The organism is Ruegeria sp. ABD4_443, from assembly GCF_056160865.1.
Genome location: NZ_JBSWYA010000001.1, coordinates 669,632 through 685,287 on the forward strand (window position 1 = coordinate 669,632; position 15,656 = coordinate 685,287).

Genomic DNA, 15,656 nt, shown 5'->3' on the forward strand with positions numbered 1-15,656 from the left:
TCCTTGTCGTATTTTTATCGCCGCACCCATCGGGGCCGACCGGATTTGATATCCAATGTAGTCAGTTTGTTGCCGCTCGCAACTCGGGATCAGGGGGAATTCACCGGCAAGTGAGACAGGTTTGTCAAAACCCCAGCTGATAAGCCCCCCAGGTCAGGATGAATCCGGACACGACGCAAAGCAGCCCGACAAGCCGGCGCGCCTGTTCCGGCATGCTGCGCAAGGCTTCGAGCATACGCTCGACAAGCGAAGGGGCCAGCGCATAGGCCAGCCCCTCGACGATCAGCACCAGCCCAAAGGCCAGAAGGATCATGCCCATTACCGGCCCGCCTGACCGGTGGGCGATTTCAGATAGTTGAAGAACTCGGAATCCGGGCTCAGAACCATCGAACTGTTGCCACTCCGGAGCGCGTTCTCATAGGCCGTCAGCGAGCGGTAGAATTCAAAGAATTCAGGGTCCGCGCCATAGGCTTCGGCAAAGATCGCGTTGCGTTCCGCATCGGCCTCACCGCGAATGATCTCGGCCTCGCGGTTGGCATCTGACACCAGTTCGACCACGGTCCGGTCGGCCTGGGCGCGGATGCGTTGCGCTGCTTCCTTACCGCGGGCCCGTTCGTCCGTTGCCTCGCGTTCACGCTCGGCCTTCATCCGGTTGAACGTCGCCTCAAGGTTGGCTTGCGGCAGATCGGTGGCCTTCAGCCGCACGTCGATCACGTTGACGCCCAATGCGCGCGCTTCGGCGATGGCGCTGTTGCGGATGCGCAGCATCAGAGCGGCCCGGTCAGAGCTGAGAATGTCCTTGGAGGAAACCGAGCCCAGAACCTCGCGTGTTTCGGCGCGCAGGATACGGTCAAGCCGATCCTCGGCCACCGGGATGCCGCCAACACCGACGGCCTGCCGGAATTGGTTCAGGTCGGCAATCCGGTACCGGGCAAACGCGTCAACCACAAGACGGCGGTCATCCAGCGGCGTCACCTCAAGCGGTTGCACGTCGATCGACAGGATGCGGTCATCATATCGCACGACCTCGTCAAAGATCGGCAGCTTGAAGGCCAGGCCCGGATCTTCCTTGACGTCCACGACACGGCCGAACCTCAGAACCAGCGCGCGTTCGCGTTCGTCCACGATAAAGATCGAAGACAAGACGCCAATGATGGCGATGAAAACAACGGGCAGAATAAACGTTGACTTACGCATCAGTTGTTCCCCTCGGTCGAATTGCGACGCAGTTCGTTCAGCGGCAGGTAGGGAACGACGCCCTGTCCCTGGCCCGACGCGTTTTCGTCCAGAATGATCTTGTCGACATCGCCCAGAACCTGTTCCATCCGTTCCAGATACAGACGTTTGCGGGTTACATCCGGCGCTTTCGAATACTCTTCCAGAACCGCGCTAAAGCGGCTGGCTTCACCCACCGCGCTGTTGATCTGTTGGGCGCGGTAGCCTTCGGCCTGTTCCAGAACCTGCGCGGCTTCACCGCGCGCTTCGGCCAGAACCCGGTTGGCATAGGCATCTGCCACGTTCTGTTCGCGGTCGCGTTCCTGCGCGGCGGCCTGCACGTCGCGGAATGCCGCGATCACGTCCTGCGGCGGATCGGCCTTGTCAAAGTTCACACGGATGATGTTCACGCCTGAATCGTAGCTGTCCATGGTTTCCTGGATCAGCAGTTGCAGGCGGTCGGCAATGACACCGCGATCCCGGTTCAGAATCGGCGCCAGTTCACTTTGGGCGATGATCTCGCGCATCGCCGATTCCGACACCGCCTGAATCGTCTGCCGCGGATCGCGCAGGTTGAACAGGTACTTGGCCGGGTCGTTGATGTTCCAGACGACCTGATAGTCGATATCGACCACGTTTTCGTCGCCGGTCAGCATCAGGCCATCGTCGCTGCTGCGGGCGCCGCCCATATCTTCGGTCTGTTCGCGGGTAACCGGGATCACCTCGGCGGTGACAAACGGCCACGGGGCAAAGTTCAGACCGGGATTTCCGACATCCGAAAACTCGCCCAGGAACAGTTCGACCGATTGTTCCTCGGGCTTGACCGTATAAAAACTGGCCAGAACCCAAACCACGGCTGCAACCACAACGCCGATCAGGATCGTGCCGCGGGTAAAGGCCGGGCCACCGCCGCCGCCCTGGCCGCTGCCGCCACGGCCCGAACCGCCACGACCGCCCATCAGGACGCGCAGTTGTTCCTGACCCTTTTTCATCAGCTCGTCGATCTCGGGGATCTGCGGGCCTTCGCCCTCGGGGGGCTTGCGCCCGTCCCCGTTGTTACCCCGATTTCCTCCGCCGCCGGATGAGCCTCCGCCCCCCCAGGGGCCACCGCTGTTGCCCGCCATCTGTGTCGATTCCTTCATTTAGGCCCGTGTGATCACGGGTTCCCTTGTAACTTGTGTGTGCGCAGTTGCAAATCAAGCGGTGCGAACCGGTTGCCGCATTGTCACCAGTTCCTCGGCCATCACCGGGTGAACCGCAACTGTTCGGTCGAAATCTTCCTTGGTTGCACCCATTTTCACCGCGATTCCCGCCATCTGGATCATCTCGCCCGCACCGGGCGCCACGATGTGACAGCCCAGCACCTTGCGGGTGGCCTGGCTGACAATCAGTTTCATCAACACGCGCTGCGACCCGCCGGCAAATGCCTTTTGCATCGGTTTGAACGAGGTCGCGTAAACCTCGATCGGTTCCTGTTCGGCGGCCTGTTCCTCGCTCAGGCCCACGGTGCCCATTTCAGGCTGCGTGAAAATGGCTGTGGGGATCAGTTCGTGATCCACCGGTGTCGGGTTGCCCCGGAACACGGTGTCGACAAAGGCCATGCCCTCGCGGATAGCCACCGGGGTCAGGTTCACCCGGTCGGTCACATCGCCAATGGCATAGATCGACGGCACGGCGGTCTGGCTGTATTCATCCACCACGATCTCGCCCTTGCGGCCGCGTTCGACGCCCAGCGCTTCCAGACCCATATCATCGGCATTGGGCGCCCGGCCCGTGGCATACATCACCACATCAAACAGCTGTTCGGACCCGTTGGTTGCCTTGACCCAGATCTTTTCGCCCTGCTTTTTCATCTCGAGCACATTGGTGCCCAGATGCAGATCGACGCCGTTCTGGCACATCTCTTCGCTGATCAGGCCGCGGGCCTCGTCATCGAATCCGCGCAGGATCTGCGCCCCGCGATAGAACTGGGTCGTCTTGACCCCCAGGCCATTCATGATCCCGGCAAATTCACAGGCGATATAGCCGCCGCCGACAATCAGCATCGTCTGGGGCAGCGTGTCCAGGTGGAAGACCTCGTTCGAGGTGATCGCCAGATCGGCGCCGGGGAAATCGGGCACCACCGGGCGGCCGCCGGTGGCCACCAGGATGTGCTTGGCTGTCTTGCGCGTGCCGTCGGTCAGTTCAACCGTGTGCGGGTCGATCAGGCGGGCGCGCTGATCATAGCTTTCGACCCCGTTATTCTTGAGAATGTTGCGATAGATACCTTCTAGCCGGTCCAGTTCGCTGTGCAGTTTGCCCTTGAACAGGTTCCAATCGAACGCACCGGGCTGGATATCCCAGCCATAGGCCTGTGCGTCGCCGACCATCTCGGCGAACTCGCTGGCAAACACCATCAGCTTTTTGGGAACGCATCCGCGAATGACGCAGGTGCCGCCATAGCGGTCTTCCTCTGCCAGCGCGACTTTTGCCCCTGTCTCACCCGCGGCCACGCGCGCCGCGCGCACACCGCCAGAGCCGCCGCCAATGACGAACAGATCGTAATCGAAACTCATTTTTTCGTCCTCAGTCCGCCAGGTCGGAAAACAGGTTGTCAGCTTCGTCCGTGCCAACCTGACCCAGCTCAATCGTGCCTTCGTTGATATCGCGCAATTCGACCCGGCCATCGCCGTGGCCAATTACGACCCTGTCACAGATATCGATGAACAGCCCGTTTTCAACCACGCCCGGCACCTGGTTCAGGATCAGCGCCAGTTGCCGCGGGTTTCCGATCCGTTGCAGGTGCAGGTCCAGAATATGGTTCCCCTCATCCGTCACCGTCGGCGCCTCGCCGTTCAACCGAAGCGTCGCCGAGGTTCCCAGAACGTCCATTGCATCAAGCGCTTCTTCGATCAGCGTCCGCGTCGTCTGCCAGCCAAAGGGGATGACCTCGACCGGCAGGGGGAAAGCGCCCAGCGCCTCGACCTCTTTGCCGGCATCCGCAATCACGACCATTTGATCGCTGGCCGTCGCCACGATCTTTTCCTGCAACAGGGCCGCGCCGCCGCCCTTGATCAGGTTCAGCTCTCCGTCGAACTCGTCCGCACCGTCAATGGTCAGGTCCAGCCAGCCCGCCTGATCCAGCGAAACCACCTCGATCCCCACTTCGCGCGCCAGTTGCGCCGTCGCGGTCGAGGTCGGAACCCCCTTGATCTTCAATCCTTCGTCGCGAACCCGCTCGCCCAGTCGGCGCACCAGCCAGGCGGCTGTCGATCCGGTCCCCAGCCCGACGCGCATCCCGTCCTGTACCATTTCGGCCGCGCGATAGGCGGATACATATTTGGCTTTGTCGATGGGTGACAGTTCCCCGGTCATGGCAGCGATCCCTTGTTTCATTGCCGGACTTATACGGAAAGCCCCGCATGACTGCGAGACCAAATCGCCAATTCCGCTTGCCAAAACACCGGCGGCGAAATACGCGTTTCCTATTGGAAACGTCGCAAATAGAGCGCCACCCGGTGCCGGGTTCACGTACACAGGAAAAATGAAAACCCATTACCGCCTGCACTATGCCCCCGACAATGCATCGCTGGTCATCCGGCTGGTGCTTGAGGACCTGTGCCTGCCCTATGAAACCGCGCTGATCGACCGCCGCCAGAACCAGCACGAAACCCAAGCCTACCGCGCCCTGAACCCAAACGGGCTGATCCCGGTTCTGGAAACGCCACATGGCCCGATCTTTGAGACCGCGGCCATCCTTTTGTGGCTTGCCGATACGCATGGTGCGCTGGCCCCCGCCCCGGACAGCGCGCAGCGCGGCGCCTTTCTGAAATGGCTGTTCTTTGCGTCAAACACGCTGCATGCCGATCTGCGCATCCTGTTCTATCCCGAAAAATACACTGACGCGGCGCAGGCCGAATCCCTGCGGGCGGGTATCCGGCCACGCCTGCGCCGTCACCTTGCCAACCTGGAGGCGGTGGCCAAAGAGATGCCCGAGTGGTTTTGCCCCGCCACGCCTTCGGTCCTGAGCTATTACATAGGCTGCATGATGCGGTGGATGGCGCTTTACCCGGTTCAGGCTGATCACAGCTGGTATCAGCTGGCAGACACACCTTTTTTGCAGGACATCCTGTTTCAGCTTGAGGCGCGCCCGGCAACGCGTGCCGCAATTGCGGCCGAAGGGCTGGGCCCCACGCCGTTTACAAGCCCCACCTATGCCAACCCGCCGGAAGGTTCCGCTATCTGACATGTTTCTTTCTGTCTTTGATATGTTCAAAGTGGGCATCGGCCCATCCTCTTCGCATACGATGGGTCCGATGGTTGCCGCGGCGCGATTTCTGGATCTGATGCGCGCCTCGCCTTTTGCCTTTGCCGGGGTGCGGGCCTCGCTGCACGGCTCGCTTGCGTTTACCGGTGTGGGGCACGCAACAGATCGCGCCACGATCCTTGGGCTGGCGGGGTTTGTCCCCGACACGTATGACAACGAAAAGGCCGAGGCCGCGCTGAAGAGTATCGCCCGCACCCGCACCGTCGCGCCAGAGGGGTTGCCCACGCTAAGCTTCGATCCCAAGACGGACCTGGTCTTTGACTACGATCACGCGCTGACCGGCCATGCCAACGGCATGATCCTCATGGCGACGGACGCGCAGGGCGACGTGATCCTGCGGCAGGTCTATTACTCCATCGGCGGCGGGTTTGTCCTGACCGAAGAAGAACTGGCCCAGGGCAAGGCAACCGACGAAGGCGCCCCCGTGCCCTACCCGTTCAAATCCGCGGCCGAAATGCTTGAGATGGCCAGAACCAGCGGCAAGACGATCGCCCGGATGAAACGCGACAACGAGGTTGCGCGCGGTTGCGAAGAAAGTTTCGCCAAGGGGTCCGCCCGGCTGTGGCAGGTGATGAACGACTGCATCGAACGCGGCCTGACCACGGACGGCATCCTGCCCGGCGGCCTGAACGTGCGCCGCCGCGCCAAGGGTATTCACGATGCCCTGCAGGCGGAACGCGGCATGAACCTGAACGCGCCTCATACCATCAATGATTGGATGAGCGTCTACGCCATGGCCGTCAACGAAGAGAACGCAGCCGGCGGCCAGGTCGTCACGGCCCCGACCAACGGCGCGGCAGGCGTTCTGCCCGCGGTGCTGCGCTATTACCTGGACCACGTTCCGGGCGCGTCGGAAAGCCATATCGAGGATTTTCTGCTGACGGCGGCTGCAATCGGCGGGCTGGTCAAGTTCAACGCGTCGATCTCGGGGGCCGAGGCCGGGTGCCAGGCCGAGGTCGGCAGCGCCGCCGCCATGGCCGCCGCGGGCCTGTGCGCCGTCATGGGAGGAACGCCCGAACAGGTCGAAAACGCCGCCGAAATCGCGCTGGAACACCACCTTGGCATGACATGCGATCCGGTTAAGGGCCTGGTGCAGGTGCCCTGCATCGAACGCAACGGGCTGGGCGCGATCAAGGCGGTTTCGGCGGCCTCGCTGGCGCTGCGCGGCGATGGTCAGCACTTTGTTCCGCTGGACGCCGTCATCGAAACGATGCGGCAGACCGGGCATGACATGCATGAGAAATACAAGGAAACCTCGTTGGGCGGGTTGGCCGTGAACGTGCCCAATTGCTGATCCCCGACGGACCGGACCCAAGCCCATGCAACCCGCCGAGACCGCAACGTCTTTCCATCGGTCGCACCGCGCGTTAGCGTCGCGCCCATGACCCAGGATCGCCCCGTTCTCGGCATCGTTCTGATGCTTGGCTTTTGCGTGCTTGCACCGCTGGGCGATGCAATGGCGAAACTTCTTGGCGAAACAACACCGCTTGGCCTGCTGGTGCTGGTCCGCTTTGCCGTTCAGGCCCTGATCCTGATCCCGCTGGTTGCCGCCACGGGTCGGCCCTGGAAAATGCAGGGGCGTGTTCTGCGTCTCGCGGTGATCCGCACAGTTCTGCACATCATTGGCCTGTCGGCGATGTTCAGCGCGCTTCAGTACCTTCCGCTTGCCGATGCCGTCGCCATCGCATTCGTCATGCCGTTCATCATGCTGATTCTCGGCAAATTCGTCCTGAACGAAGAGGTCGGCCCAAGGCGTCTGATGGCCTGTGTCGTGGGATTTGCTGGTACTTTGCTTGTGATCCAGCCCAGTTTTTCCCAGGTCGGAGCACCGGCATTGCTGCCGCTGATCGTGGCCGTGGTCTTTGCCCTATTCATGTTGGTTACACGCCAAATAGCCAAGGAAACCGACCCGGTTTCGTTGCAGGCAGTGTCCGGTGTCATGGCCACCGTTCTGCTGCTGCCCTTTCTGATGATCGGCTCTGCGGCGGACATCTGGGAGCTGTCGGTGATCCTGCCATGGGATGTGACGCATGGGCTGATGCTGCTGACCATCGGTGCGCTAGGGACCGTTGCCCATCTGCTGATGACATGGTCGCTGCGCTTTGCCCCGTCAGCCACATTGGCGCCCATGCAATATCTTGAAATCCCGGTGGCCACGCTGATTGGATGGCTGATTTTTCGCGACCTGCCAAACGGGCTTGCCGCGCTGGGGATCGGCATCACCATCGCGGCGGGCCTGTATGTTATCCTGCGTGAGAGGGCCAGCGCCCGGTCTGCCCCGACGCAAACGCCTGCATGACGCTGTCGAACGCCGTGCGGGGTACCATCACCACCAGCCCCGGACCGTCGACCTGCAATTCAATCCGGGCATCGACAGACCGGTTCGACGTCCCGATCCGCCCGTCGGGTTGAAACACCAGGTCTTCGATCGGCCAGAACAACCCCGTGCTGCGCCCGGTCACCCGCCGCAGCGGAAACAGCGAAACCAGCGCATCGCGCCCGGTTTCGATGCTGATCCGGGGCGGCGCGTGAAACACCACCTCTTGCGGTCCCAACAGGATGCAAATGCGATCCTGGAACCGCACCAGCGTATTGAGCGCAGCCAGTTGGTGATCAAGCCGCCCCCCCAGAAACCCGGCGCCCAGAACCAGCGGCGCCTGAACATTCTGCAGGGCTTTGTCGAAATCTGTGCTGTCCTGCTCGGGGGTGTGAAACAGCCTGTCGGCGGGAACCCGTTCTCGGCTTTTTGGGTCCAGAGAATCAAAGTCCCCGATCACCGCATCCGGAATCCGCCCCGAATCGGTCAACGCGGCCACGCCACCATCGACTGCGACCACGCCTTTGACGCGATTCAGCACCAGATTCAGGTCATCCGGCCCGATTTCGCCGCCGCCAACCAGGGCAATTGGCCCTTCAGAGCGCACAATCGGCTCATTTTTCGTAAGATTGACCATATTTCCCGGTTTTGGACATATTGAGACCACAAAATGGTAGATTCATCGAGACAGTTCCGAGCTGACGCCTGCGCTTTGCTGCGCGCCGTTCGCTCTGTAGTTTGTAAAGGACGTGCGTCTGATGGTACAGAATAACAAGGTCTTAACCGTTTCCTACGGAACTTTCTCCTGCACACTGGAAGGCTTCGACGACTCATTCGAAACGATGAAATCCATCGCTGAGTATTTTCGGGATCTTGCCGCAGACGACCGCTACTTTGGCTCTGAGCCCCCCCAACCAGACGCTGAAATGCTAACCCGGATCGCCCAGCGCGACGGCACCCAGCGTGTCGAAGCCAGCCAGAGCGACTCGGGCCTGTTGCTGCGCGCAACCGACGAACCCAAACCCACCGCGAACCCTGAACCCAAGCAACCCGAGGTCTCGACCCCCGACCTGACGGTTGTTGATGCAGCCCCCGCTGCAGGCGCGGCCGCGTTTTTTGCCGATGCCCAAGAGGTTCCGGCGCAGACCCCGCCAGCCGCCGACAGCATCTCGGCCAAGCTGCAACGCATTCGCGCCGTTGTTTCGCATTCGGATGAAACCCCCGTGGCCTTTTCGGAAGAAGAAGACGGCGACTATATTGCGCCCGCCAAACCACAGGTCGACGCGATCTCTGCAGCTTTTGCCTCGGGCGCCCTGACCCCCGAAGACCTGAGCGAGCCTGCGGAAACAGACGAAGCGCCCGCCGAGGCAGACCCCGTTACGCAGCCGGACATGGTTGTGGCGGATGATGGCCAGGCCGAATCGGATGACCAGCAGACCGACGTCCTGTTTGACGAGACCGACGATGCCGCGGATACGGAAGTTGACGTGGATGATGTGCTCAACATCCTCAACATCACGGCCGAGGATGATGACCCCGCCGAAGACGAAAACGCAACAGACGGCGTTCTGACTGCGGCGGATGAAGACGACCTGATGCAAGAGATTTCGCAGGTCGAGGCCGAACTGTCCGGGGCGAGCGAGCGCAAACACCCCGAGACGACCGAGATTGATCAGGACGTATCGCGCCTGATGGACAAGGCCGGTGCCCGGATGGATGACCCGGCAACGACCGACAAGCGCGACACCTACTCGCACCTGCGTACGGCTGTCGCCGCGACCGAAGCAGAACGCGCAGAAGATAAGGACGCGCAACATGGCGCGGCTGATCAGGATTACCGTGGCGATCTGGCCTCGGTCGTAAGCCCCCGCCGCCCGGAAATTCAAGTCACAAGCCTGCGCCCCGAATCCGACAGCGCAGCGCCGCTGAAACTGGTGGCTGAACAGCGCGTTGATACCAACGACGGCGAAACCGGCCCTGTCATGCCGCGCCGTGTCACCACGCCGCAAGACGACAGCGCCCCGGAAGAAGAAGAAGGTGGCTTTGCCGTTTTCGCACAGGAACAGGGCGCACAGTCCCTGCCCGACCTTTTGGAGGCCGCCGCCGCCTATCTCTCGTTCATCGAAGGCCAAGAGCAATTCTCGCGGCCGCAATTGATGAACAAGGTCCGGTCCCTCAAGCAAGAGGCGTTCAACCGCGAAGAAAGCCTGCGCTCGTTTGGCCAGTTGCTGCGCGACGGCAAGATCGAAAAGGCCGGTGGCGGTCGTTTCGCGGCCTCGAACCAGATCGGGTTCCGCCCGGATGACAAACGCGCGGCTGGCTGACCCAACCGAGTTTACATCAAGGGGCCAGAGGGAAACCTCTGGCCCTTTTTTCGTTATGCGCATCCTTTGACCAAATCCACCGGAAACCCGGGCAAACACGCCAGTATTCGCGATTTTCCCAAATCGGGTATGCTGCATCGCAGAAAAATGGTATCATGGGGCATCGAACCCCGTATCAGTTTCCCGGATCACGCAGAGTGCCGCCATGCAGGAAATCACGATCCGCCGCCTCAGGATATTCGACAGGCCCCAGGTTGCGACGCATTTTCAGAACCTTGACAGCGATGCCCTGACGTCGCGTTTTGGCATCCCTGTCCCGCCGCAAAACCTCGAATCCTATGTCGACGGGATATTCGACAACGCGGCGCTGGTTTTCGGCGCCTTCCCCGATGCCTGCCTGCGTGGTGTGGGCGAGTTGCGCCCGACCCAAGGGCGTGGCGGGCGCGTGGCCGAGATCGCGATAACCGTGGAAACCCCATGGCAGGACAAGGGGATAGGCGACGCCCTTTTATCCCGCATCATCGCCGGAGCCCGCAACCGCGGCATCCGCGAGGTCCACATGCTGTGCTTGGCCACCAACCAACGGATGCGCCATCTTGCGGTCAAACACAGCGCCGACCTGAAACTGATGACCGGTCAGGTCGAGGCAACGCTGACCACGCCGTGGCCTACTCCGATCAGCTTGGTCGAGGAACTGGCCGGCGAATACCACGCCTTCGCCCGTGCCGTCCTGACCTGGCCAGACTAGGTCACCGGGCATCAAACCGATCAGAAGTTGAACGCCAGCGCGACATAGGGGCCCGTCAGGGTCAGGTCGATAACGTCCCGGCCCGCTTCGAATTCAACGTCCAGGTGGCGGTACCCGGCCGCTACGTCAATGCCGTCGGTCCAAGCCCAGCTTGCCTGGACCAGGGCCTCCCATTGAAATTTCGATCCGACCCCGAAACCGCCGATATTTCCCATCGCCGCCAGGCTCCACCGATCCGACAGGGCGCGATGGTAGCGCGCGCCGATCAAAGGGTCCGTCCAACTCTGGCTGGTGCTTGCGGTAAAGGCGCGAACGGTCGTGGACAGATCCAGATCCCAATGGCGAACGCCCGCAAAGGCCTCGACCCGGGATTGCGCGTTTTCCGATAAGGAATATCCGACAGCCAGTGACGCCATGGTTCCGTCGAGTTCCCAGTTGGCGCTGCGGCCCGTCTGCCCAATGGGAACGTCATCCCCCAGGTTGAGGTAATTGAACTCGCCGCCGACGGACCACCGGCCATTTCTGGCTTCACCGGCAATCAGAAAGGCGCTGTTGAGGATGTCAAAGATGGATGTACTGCCATCAACAGGTGGATTTGGACCAATGTTCAGGGATGTTTTGAATTCCGGGCCCCAGACATAAGGGGCAATCACATATTCCCAATCGCCGGCCTGCGCCGCATGAGCCGACAGCGCCACCGCCGCAGCCACCAGTCCCGAATAGCATGCCTTTGTCATGAAACGCCTACCTCGCCCTTATCTGTTCGCCCCCGCCAATATCGGAAATGTCACGACCGGCAAACGGGGTCTGCTTCGCCGGTCAATTGCCGTTTTGGTCCGGGTCTTCCTTGCCGACGCCGCGAAACACGAATTTGAACGGCAAGACCCACAATACGCCCAATAGAACATAAACCAACAGTTCCAGCCAGATCGGCGGCCGGTCCAGCCAGTTCAGAACCGAGACAACGGCGACAACGTAAAGCGGCAGGCCAACCAGCAGGATGACCAAAGACCAACGCCGCCTGGCACTGTATCCAAGACCAGGCTTTTCGTCGCCAGCCATCAGTCGGCAAAGGGATCGGTCACCAGAATGGTGTCGTCCCGCTCCGGGCTGGTGGACAAAAGCGCAACGGGACAGTCGATCAGCTCCTCGACCCGGCGCACGTATTTGATGGCATTTGCGGGTAAATCGGCCCAGCTGCGCGCACCTTCCGTGGATTCGCTCCACCCCGGCATTTCCTCGTAAATCGGCGTACAGCGCGCCTGCTGATCGGCTGCGGTCGGCAGGTAATCCAGCCGCGCGCCGTCCAGCTCATAGCCGGTGCAGATCTTCAGGGTCTCGAACCCGTCCAGCACATCCAGCTTGGTCAGCGAGATCCCGTTCACGCCGCTGGTGGCGCAGGTCTGGCGCACGAGGCAGGCGTCAAACCAGCCGCAGCGCCGTTTGCGGCCCGTGGTGGTGCCAAACTCATGCCCGCGCTCGCCCAGACGCTGACCGTCGGCATCTTCCAATTCCGTCGGAAACGGACCTTCACCCACACGGGTGGTATAGGCTTTGACGATGCCCAGCACGAAATCGATCGATCCCGGACCGATCCCCACACCGGTCGCTGCCTGGCCTGCAATCACGTTGGACGAGGTGACAAACGGGTAGGTCCCGAAATCGATATCCAGCAACGCGCCCTGCGCGCCTTCGAACAGGATACGCTTGCCCGCCTTGCGTTTCTCGTTCAGCACCTTCCAGACCGGTGCCGCGAAAGGCAGGATTTCCTGGGCGATTTCCTTCAGCTGCGCAACCAGCGCATCGCGGTCGACAGGGTCGATTCCCAACCCTTTGCGCAGCGGATCGTGATGCTGCAGCGCCCGGTCAACACGCGCCTCAAGCGTCGCCTCATCCGCCAGATCGGCAACCCGGACCGAGCGACGCCCGACCTTGTCTTCATAGGCCGGACCGATGCCGCGCCCGGTCGTGCCGATCTTGGTACCCTTGCTGGCCGCTTCTTCGCGCGCACGATCCAATTCGCCATGAATGGGCAGGATCAAAGGCGTGTTCTCGGCGATCATCAATGTGTCAGGGGTAATCTCGACACCCTGCGCCCGGACCGTTGCGATCTCGGCGACCAGATGCCAGGGGTCCAGGACGACACCATTGCCGATAACGCTCAACTTGCCGCCACGGACAACGCCCGAAGGCAAGGCGTGCAGCTTGTAGACCTCGCCATCGATGACCAGTGTGTGACCGGCATTATGCCCGCCCTGAAAACGCGCGATCACGTCCGCCCTTTCGCTGAGCCAGTCGACAATCTTGCCTTTTCCCTCGTCACCCCATTGGGCGCCGACAACAACCACATTGGCCATATCCGGTCCTTTTGCGTTGAGTTAACAAACCCGGCTCATATAGCGACGCGCCGACCGCAGGGAAACCGATAATTCGACGCAGTCAGGAATCGCGCGTGCCGCGCGATGCCTCCGGCGGGGATATTTGAGGCCAGATGAAGCCCGGATCCCTTGTTCATCTGGCCCAAAATATCCCGGGGGAGTCGCCCGGAACGGGCGGCGGGGGCAGCGCCCCCCTGGTCCTATCCGTCCCCCACACGAACCGGTTGGCCGTGAGGTGTTGTCAGAAAGGCCACTTCCCAGGCGTCGCGCAAAGTTCGGACCTCAGGTTCCGACGCGGCGCCCTGCTCTGCCAGCATCGCCTCAAGGGTTGCAAGCCAGGCCCGAAAATAATCGTCGCCACCGTCGAGGTCCCGATCCAACCCCTCGCGTTTCAAAACCGCCGAGAATCGCGCGGCCCAAACCGGCCATTCGATCTGTCCGGCTTCGTTCATGGCCACGGTCAGCGCAAAGACCTGCGCGTGCCATGGCTGTTCAAAGACGGGTTCCGGCGCGGCTATGGTCATATCGGCTCCAGATAGCTTTGCCACATGTCCAAAACGACCTCGTCATCGGGGTGCTCGGGGTGTGCCCACAATTCGCGGGCGTGGAATTTGACCGCGTAAAGCGGCTCGGGCGCCTCGCCCAGCCCGTGTGCGTTGCTGTCGGGAAACACGTGGTTTCCGTGCAGGCGCACGACATAGCCCAACGCGCCGACGGCATAGCGGGGCAAACGCGTATGCCCGCCGGGGACCTGCGCATTGTCCGACGGAACGACGGCGCGCACGGCCTGACCGGCTGAGAAAAGCGGCTTTGAGCCATCCGCGCGCGCAGCCGGGCCACCGGTTGACAGGACGGCCGCCACGGCTTCGGCTTTCAGTGATTTTTCGGCCAAGGCATGCATGCCAACATCCTGTGCGGTTCCGCGCAAGTCGTCCTCGGTCAGGACGCCCCTTTCGACCAGCAGGTCCGCCAGCGCGGCAATCCACTTTTCGTAATAGGAAAATCGCGTGTAATCCAACGGCGACAGGCGCTCGCGGGCGTGGCGCGAGATGTCTATGTTCCACTGCCCCAGAGCGCCGGCCGCCAGGGTCAGTGCCAGGGCACGGGCGTGCCAGTCTTTGGCAAAGACAGGGGCACCCTCGGGTTCTGGTTTCACCGGACCGTCACCAAACCGCCCGCCCATGTCATGCACGCGGGTCATGATGGTACCTTTGGCAAGCCGGTGCCGATCATGCTGTCGCGGCTGACCAGTTCGGCCAGGGCGTCCTCGGCCAGCCCTTCGGTTCCCTTGGGTCGCATCGGCAGCACCAGGTAACGAATCTCGGCGGTCGAATCCCAGACGCGGATCGCGGTTTCAGCAGGCAGGGTCACTCCGAACTCCGCCAGCACTTTGCGCGGCTCGCGCACGGCGCGGGCGCGGTAGGCGTCGGATTTGTACCAGCCGGGGGGTATCCCCAGCAATGGCCAAGGGTAGCAGCTGCACAAAGTGCAAACGACCATATTGTGCTGTCGCGGCGTGTTTTCCACTACGACCATGTGCTCGCCCTGTCTGCCATAATATCCCAGCCCAGCCAGGACGGGGTTTGCGTCCGTCAGCAGGGCCTGCCGGAATTCTGGGTCACACCACGCCCGGGCGACGACCCGCGCGCCGTTCTTCGGCCCGATCCGGGTCTGATAGGTATCGATGATCTCATCCAGCGCTGCCGGATCGATCAGCCCCTTTCGGGTCAAAATCGTTTCCAACGCCTTGACGCGCAGCGCCGGGTCCGGTGGCAACAAAGCGTGTGGGTGGTCAGGATCGTCATGTGGCATGGGGTCAGCCTGCGTCGGCGACGCGGCCGTGTCCAGCCCCTTTGCCGCGATTGACGACATCCGTCGGTGCGATGCCAACTCCTCCCTTGCCCCTGCGCGCAAACTTGCATAAGTACCACGCGATACACGCCACGCCGTACAGGAACACCATGGAAAACGTCGTTCTCATCATCCACCTTCTCTTGGCCCTGGGCCTGATTGCCGTTGTCCTGATGCAGCGGTCCGAAGGCGGTGGCCTTGGCATGGGTGGCGGCGGTGGCGGCGCCATGGCCGGCCGTTCGGCGGCCACGGCCCTGGGCAAGGTTACCTGGATCCTGGCAGCCTGTTTCATCGTCACGTCGATCACGCTGACGATTCTGGCCGCGCAAAAATCTTCGGGCAGCTCGGTGATCGACCGTTTGGGTGTTCCGGCACCCGCCCCGACCGAGGAAAGCGCACCGGCGGTTCCGTCGGCGGATGACCTGCTGCCACCGGCACAGGGCGACAACGCGCCGCTGATCCCGCAGGCCGACTAAGCCACAAAACCTAGAAATCTGAAAGAGAGCTGCAACAGCAT

The 15,656-nt window shown here is 61.9% G+C and carries 18 protein-coding genes; 6 read left to right on the forward strand and 12 right to left on the reverse strand.

Features of this window, described 5'->3' with window-relative positions; genetic code table 11:
* Window positions 1–124: 124 nt before the first annotated feature.
* The 5 genes from ACXAG8_RS03335 to rpiA form a co-directional block, all read right to left on the reverse strand.
* Entirely contained in the window at window positions 125–319 is a 195-nt protein-coding gene (locus ACXAG8_RS03335) for a DUF2065 domain-containing protein (protein WP_475222113.1), read from the reverse strand.
* A complete protein-coding gene (hflC, locus tag ACXAG8_RS03340) occupies window positions 319–1,197 on the reverse strand; it encodes a protease modulator HflC (protein ID WP_475222114.1) in 879 nt (292 codons plus the stop codon). The genes ACXAG8_RS03335 and hflC overlap by 1 nt, the downstream gene beginning before the upstream one ends.
* A complete protein-coding gene (hflK, locus tag ACXAG8_RS03345) occupies window positions 1,197–2,339 on the reverse strand; it encodes an FtsH protease activity modulator HflK (RefSeq protein ID WP_475222116.1) in 1,143 nt (380 codons plus the stop codon). Before hflK ends, hflC begins: the two co-directional genes overlap by 1 nt.
* Before the next feature lie 72 nt (window positions 2,340–2,411).
* Window positions 2,412–3,770 (reverse strand): glutathione-disulfide reductase, encoded by a 1,359-nt coding sequence (gor, locus tag ACXAG8_RS03350; protein WP_475222118.1) that lies wholly within the window; start codon window positions 3,768–3,770, stop codon window positions 2,412–2,414.
* A gap of 10 nt (window positions 3,771–3,780) precedes the next feature.
* Window positions 3,781–4,569 (reverse strand): ribose-5-phosphate isomerase RpiA, encoded by a 789-nt coding sequence (gene rpiA / locus ACXAG8_RS03355; protein ID WP_475222416.1) that lies wholly within the window; start codon window positions 4,567–4,569, stop codon window positions 3,781–3,783.
* 169 nt (window positions 4,570–4,738) lie between these two features.
* Here rpiA and ACXAG8_RS03360 point away from each other — a divergent pair, with 169 nt between their 5' ends.
* The 3 genes from ACXAG8_RS03360 (at window position 4,739) to ACXAG8_RS03370 (ending at window position 7,820) form a co-directional block, all read left to right on the forward strand.
* Window positions 4,739–5,440, forward strand: coding sequence for a glutathione S-transferase family protein (locus ACXAG8_RS03360; protein ID WP_475222120.1), 702 nt, complete (start codon window positions 4,739–4,741; stop codon window positions 5,438–5,440).
* Between the two features lies 1 nt (window position 5,441).
* The gene (locus ACXAG8_RS03365) at window positions 5,442–6,815 is read left to right on the forward strand and encodes an L-serine ammonia-lyase (RefSeq protein ID WP_475222121.1); all 1,374 of its coding nucleotides are present in this window, start codon (window positions 5,442–5,444) and stop codon (window positions 6,813–6,815) included.
* Window positions 6,816–6,902: 87 nt separating this feature from the next.
* Complete coding sequence (locus ACXAG8_RS03370) at window positions 6,903–7,820, forward strand: DMT family transporter (protein WP_475222122.1); 918 nt, start codon at window positions 6,903–6,905, stop codon at window positions 7,818–7,820.
* Here ACXAG8_RS03370 and ACXAG8_RS03375 read toward each other — a convergent pair.
* The gene (locus ACXAG8_RS03375) at window positions 7,765–8,475 is read right to left on the reverse strand and encodes a thiamine diphosphokinase (protein ID WP_475222125.1); all 711 of its coding nucleotides are present in this window, start codon (window positions 8,473–8,475) and stop codon (window positions 7,765–7,767) included. The genes ACXAG8_RS03370 and ACXAG8_RS03375 overlap by 56 nt on opposite strands.
* A 205-nt stretch (window positions 8,476–8,680) precedes the next feature.
* Between ACXAG8_RS03375 and ACXAG8_RS03380 the strand changes: the two genes are divergently transcribed.
* Window positions 8,681–10,162, forward strand: a complete 1,482-nt coding sequence (locus ACXAG8_RS03380) for a hypothetical protein (protein ID WP_475222127.1) — start codon at window positions 8,681–8,683, stop codon at window positions 10,160–10,162.
* Window positions 10,163–10,367: 205 nt separating this feature from the next.
* Window positions 10,368–10,910: an N-acetyltransferase family protein gene (locus tag ACXAG8_RS03385; protein WP_475222128.1), complete on the forward strand. Its 543-nt coding sequence runs from the start codon at window positions 10,368–10,370 to the stop codon at window positions 10,908–10,910.
* Between the two features lie 20 nt (window positions 10,911–10,930).
* Here ACXAG8_RS03385 and ACXAG8_RS03390 read toward each other — a convergent pair whose 3' ends face one another.
* From ACXAG8_RS03390 to nthA, 6 genes are all read right to left on the reverse strand, one after another.
* Window positions 10,931–11,647, reverse strand: coding sequence for a porin family protein (locus tag ACXAG8_RS03390; protein WP_475222130.1), 717 nt, complete (start codon window positions 11,645–11,647; stop codon window positions 10,931–10,933).
* Window positions 11,648–11,729: 82 nt separating this feature from the next.
* On the reverse strand, window positions 11,730–11,972 hold the full coding sequence (locus tag ACXAG8_RS03395) for a DUF2842 domain-containing protein (protein WP_475222131.1): 243 nt from the start codon (window positions 11,970–11,972) through the stop codon (window positions 11,730–11,732).
* Window positions 11,972–13,267 (reverse strand): adenylosuccinate synthase, encoded by a 1,296-nt coding sequence (locus tag ACXAG8_RS03400; RefSeq protein ID WP_475222132.1) that lies wholly within the window; start codon window positions 13,265–13,267, stop codon window positions 11,972–11,974. The genes ACXAG8_RS03395 and ACXAG8_RS03400 overlap by 1 nt, the downstream gene beginning before the upstream one ends.
* A gap of 221 nt (window positions 13,268–13,488) precedes the next feature.
* Window positions 13,489–13,812 carry a nitrile hydratase accessory protein gene (locus ACXAG8_RS03405; RefSeq protein WP_475222134.1) on the reverse strand — a complete coding sequence of 108 codons (324 nt, stop codon included), beginning with the start codon at window positions 13,810–13,812 and terminating at the stop codon, window positions 13,489–13,491.
* Window positions 13,809–14,489 carry a nitrile hydratase subunit beta gene (nthB, locus tag ACXAG8_RS03410; RefSeq protein WP_475222135.1) on the reverse strand — a complete coding sequence of 227 codons (681 nt, stop codon included), beginning with the start codon at window positions 14,487–14,489 and terminating at the stop codon, window positions 13,809–13,811. The genes ACXAG8_RS03405 and nthB overlap by 4 nt, the downstream gene beginning before the upstream one ends.
* A complete protein-coding gene (gene nthA / locus ACXAG8_RS03415; protein ID WP_475222419.1) occupies window positions 14,486–15,100 on the reverse strand; it encodes a nitrile hydratase subunit alpha in 615 nt (204 codons plus the stop codon). The genes nthB and nthA overlap by 4 nt, the downstream gene beginning before the upstream one ends.
* Before the next feature lie 149 nt (window positions 15,101–15,249).
* Here nthA and secG point away from each other — a divergent pair, with 149 nt between their 5' ends.
* The gene (gene secG / locus ACXAG8_RS03420; protein WP_475222420.1) at window positions 15,250–15,615 is read left to right on the forward strand and encodes a preprotein translocase subunit SecG; all 366 of its coding nucleotides are present in this window, start codon (window positions 15,250–15,252) and stop codon (window positions 15,613–15,615) included.
* Window positions 15,616–15,656 lie beyond the last annotated feature (41 nt).

Coding starts and splice junctions, on each gene's coding strand:
- gor (WP_475222118.1), bottom strand. CDS start 3,770: ATGAGTTTCGATTACGATCTGTTCGTCATTGGCGGCGGCTCTGGCGGT.
- ACXAG8_RS03370 (WP_475222122.1), top strand. CDS start 6,903: ATGACCCAGGATCGCCCCGTTCTCGGCATCGTTCTGATGCTTGGCTTT.
- ACXAG8_RS03335 (WP_475222113.1), bottom strand. CDS start 319: ATGGGCATGATCCTTCTGGCCTTTGGGCTGGTGCTGATCGTCGAGGGG.
- ACXAG8_RS03380 (WP_475222127.1), top strand. CDS start 8,681: ATGAAATCCATCGCTGAGTATTTTCGGGATCTTGCCGCAGACGACCGC.
- hflK (WP_475222116.1), bottom strand. CDS start 2,339: ATGGCGGGCAACAGCGGTGGCCCCTGGGGGGGCGGAGGCTCATCCGGC.
- ACXAG8_RS03365 (WP_475222121.1), top strand. CDS start 5,442: ATGTTTCTTTCTGTCTTTGATATGTTCAAAGTGGGCATCGGCCCATCC.
- ACXAG8_RS03385 (WP_475222128.1), top strand. CDS start 10,368: ATGCAGGAAATCACGATCCGCCGCCTCAGGATATTCGACAGGCCCCAG.
- secG (WP_475222420.1), top strand. CDS start 15,250: ATGGAAAACGTCGTTCTCATCATCCACCTTCTCTTGGCCCTGGGCCTG.
- rpiA (WP_475222416.1), bottom strand. CDS start 4,569: ATGACCGGGGAACTGTCACCCATCGACAAAGCCAAATATGTATCCGCC.
- ACXAG8_RS03395 (WP_475222131.1), bottom strand. CDS start 11,972: ATGGCTGGCGACGAAAAGCCTGGTCTTGGATACAGTGCCAGGCGGCGT.
- hflC (WP_475222114.1), bottom strand. CDS start 1,197: ATGCGTAAGTCAACGTTTATTCTGCCCGTTGTTTTCATCGCCATCATT.
- nthA (WP_475222419.1), bottom strand. CDS start 15,100: ATGCCACATGACGATCCTGACCACCCACACGCTTTGTTGCCACCGGAC.
- nthB (WP_475222135.1), bottom strand. CDS start 14,489: ATGACCCGCGTGCATGACATGGGCGGGCGGTTTGGTGACGGTCCGGTG.
- ACXAG8_RS03400 (WP_475222132.1), bottom strand. CDS start 13,267: ATGGCCAATGTGGTTGTTGTCGGCGCCCAATGGGGTGACGAGGGAAAA.
- ACXAG8_RS03375 (WP_475222125.1), bottom strand. CDS start 8,475: ATGGTCAATCTTACGAAAAATGAGCCGATTGTGCGCTCTGAAGGGCCA.
- ACXAG8_RS03360 (WP_475222120.1), top strand. CDS start 4,739: ATGAAAACCCATTACCGCCTGCACTATGCCCCCGACAATGCATCGCTG.
- ACXAG8_RS03390 (WP_475222130.1), bottom strand. CDS start 11,647: ATGACAAAGGCATGCTATTCGGGACTGGTGGCTGCGGCGGTGGCGCTG.
- ACXAG8_RS03405 (WP_475222134.1), bottom strand. CDS start 13,812: ATGACCATAGCCGCGCCGGAACCCGTCTTTGAACAGCCATGGCACGCG.